General features: G+C 70.1%; 3 protein-coding genes. All 3 read right to left on the bottom strand.

Going from position 1 to position 2,835, the window contains the following annotated elements; translation table 11 throughout:
* The coding region (locus ABDW35_RS35105) for a hypothetical protein (RefSeq protein ID WP_343718474.1) at positions 1 to 763 on the bottom strand (763 nt) is incomplete at its 3' end.
* Positions 764 to 1,057: 294 nt separating this feature from the next.
* Positions 1,058 to 1,591 (bottom strand): cupin domain-containing protein, encoded by a 534-nt coding sequence (locus tag ABDW35_RS35100; protein ID WP_343718473.1) that lies wholly within the window; start codon positions 1,589 to 1,591, stop codon positions 1,058 to 1,060.
* A gap of 202 nt (positions 1,592 to 1,793) precedes the next feature.
* Positions 1,794 to 2,835 (bottom strand): NAD(P)(+) transhydrogenase (Re/Si-specific) subunit beta (locus tag ABDW35_RS35095; RefSeq protein ID WP_343718472.1); only part of this gene is annotated, 1,042 nt, incomplete at its 5' end.

Raw genomic sequence — 2,835 nt, 5'->3', positions numbered from 1 at the left:
CGAGCCATTCGGTGACGTCGGTCTCCTGCAGCCGGGCCGCCAGCCCGGCCCGGATCCCCGGGATCCGGCCGGGGTCGCGCAGATCGGCGAAGCTGCGCTCGACCGCCGCGGCGGCCGCGTCCCGGCGCCTGGCCCGCTCGGCCTCCACCCTGGCCGCGCTGCCGGCCGGGCGGGCCGGCTGCGGCGTGGCCGGCCAGGCGGCTGCCCAGCGGCTCCATTCCTCGGCCAGGCCCAGGCCGCAGGCCAGCCCGGCCATCACCGAGCCCGCCGGCCGATCCTCGACCCGGACCGTCTCGTCGTCATAGAGGTCCTCGACCCGCTCCTCGAGTTCGGCATGCAGCGCCTCGACGCGGGCGTGATCCTCGATCTCGTCCCAAATCATGTGGCGCAGCACGCTCTCGACCTCGTCGCGGTGGCGGTCGCGGCGATCCTGGCGGGCGGCCGCGCGATCGGCGGCCTGGGTCCTGTCGCGGGCGCACAGGCTGTCGGCGGCGCGGCTGCGCAGTGCCAGCGAGCGGTGCACCGAGCGGGAGAAGCGGCTGAAGGCCAGCCCGGCCTCCTGCGCCTCGGCCCGGGCGGCCTGCACCGCGGCCTCATCGGCCTCGGGCTCGGCGACCCTCGCCTGGGCGGCGATGGCGCGGACGCCTTCGGCCTCGGCCAGCTGCATGGCGATCTCAGCCAAGCGGGTGAGCATCTGGATCTGCTGCAGCGCGAGGCTGCGGCAATAGGCCTGGACGTCGAGATCCTCTGGCGCGGGCTCCATGGAACATATCATGAACAAAATTCCGGGCCGGCGCAAGGGCCTTTGTGTTTAAGGGCTGGTGCGGGCGGCGCGGCCATGGATCGCCACGCCCCTGCGGGGCTCGCGATGACGGTGTGGAATTGGCGGGAGTGGCTCAGCCAAACCGTCATTGCGAGGAGGCGAAGCCGACGAAGCAATCCATTCCGCCGCACGAGCCACCGCCAGCCCGCCCCTGCGGGTTCGCGATGGCGGATCAAGGGTTCGGGCCGGAGACATGGCCTGCCGCCTTCACCGGCAGGGGAGACGCCTCGCGCCCTATCCGTCCTTGGCCTCGCGCCAGATCTTCACCAGCGGTCCTTCGGCGCCCAGCACCGGGTCGGCCTCGGGCACCGGCACGGCGCCGATGCTGTCGCGCAGCACCCGGCCGTCGCCCTCGCCTTCCCTGACCAGGTCCGGGTCCTGCCCGGGCGGATAGGCGCCGATGACGACGAGATCGCCGCTCGCCTCCTCGCGCTTGTGGCCGACACCGGCCGGGATCACCACCACGTCGCCGGCCAGCAGCTCCAGCGAGACGCCGCCGGCGCCGCCGAACCGCACCTTGGCCCGGCCGCTGGCCAGGCCCAGCACCTCATGCGCGTTGCTGTGGAAATGGTGAAACGGATAGATGCCGTTGCGCCAGCCATTGCCCCAGCCGTTCTGGCCGAAGCGCGCCTCGATCGCCGTCGCGACGTCGCCGAGGCCGAGCCCGCTGACCTGGCGATAGACCAGCAGCGGCAGGTCCGGGTTGTTCGGCACGGCGCCGCCATCCTCGAAGTAATGGGCCTCGACGCCCAGATCGGCTTCGGTCATCGCCTGTCTCCTCGGATCCCGCTCAAGGAGTCTGGACCAGAGGCGGCGAGCGGCAAGGGCTGGTCCCTTACTGTGGGGGCCATACCCCAAACTGTCATTGCCGGGCTTGACCCGGGCATCCAGAGATGTCGATGCCGCTCTGGGTGGCCCCTGGATCGCCGGGTCAAGCCCGGCGATGACAAACTGGGGAGCGGTCTTTACCTCACGCCGCCAGCGACTTGGCGATGTCCTCGCACATCTTCTTTGCGTCGCCGAAGAGCATGAGGGTGTTGTCGCGGAAGAACAGCTCATTCTCGACGCCGGCATAGCCCGAGGCCATCGAGCGCTTCACGAACAGCACCGTCTTGGCGTTCTCCACGTCCAGGATCGGCATGCCGTAGATCGGGCTCGCCGGGTCCGACTTCGCCGCCGGGTTGGTCACGTCGTTCGCCCCGATCACGAAGGCCACGTCGGCTTGCGCGAAGTCGCGGTTGATCTCCTCCAGCTCGAACACCTCGTCATAGGGCACGTTGGCCTCCGCCAGCAGCACGTTCATGTGCCCCGGCATGCGGCCCGCCACCGGGTGGATGGCGTAGCGCACCTCCACCCCCTCCTTCTTCAAGAGGTCCGACATCTCCCGCAGCGCGTGCTGCGCCTGCGCCACCGCCATGCCGTAGCCCGGCACGATGATCACCGACCGCGCATTCTTCATCACGAAGGCCGCGTCCTCCGCCGAGCCCTGCTTCACCGCGCGGTCGCCCGCGGGTCCCGCCGCCGCCGAGGCCGCCTCGCCGCCGAAGCCGCCCAGGATCACGTTGATGATCGACCGGTTCATCCCCTTGCACATGATGTAGCTGAGGATGGCGCCCGACGACCCGACCAAGGCACCGGTCACAATGAGAAGGTTGTTCTGCAGGGTGAAGCCGATGCCCGCCGCCGCCCAGCCGGAGTAGCTGTTCAGCATCGACACCACCACCGGCATGTCCGCCCCGCCGATCGGCAGGATCAGCAGGAAGCCCAAGGCCAGCGCCACCAGGATCAAGAGCAGGAACGCCGCACCGGACTGCCCGGCGCACATCCACACGATCAAGAGGATGATCAGGATGCCGAGGCCGGCGTTCAGCGGGTGCTGCAGCGGGAACACCAGCGGCTTGCCCGAGACCAGGCCCTGCAGCTTGGCGAAGGCCACCAGCGAGCCGGTGAAGGTGATCGCCCCGATCGCCGCCCCCAGCGACATCTCGATCAGGCTGCCGACATGGATCGCC

This window comes from Inquilinus sp. (genome assembly GCF_039594555.1).
Taxonomy (GTDB): domain Bacteria; phylum Pseudomonadota; class Alphaproteobacteria; order DSM-16000; family Inquilinaceae; genus Inquilinus.
This window is presented reverse-complemented; position numbering and strand designations above follow the sequence as displayed.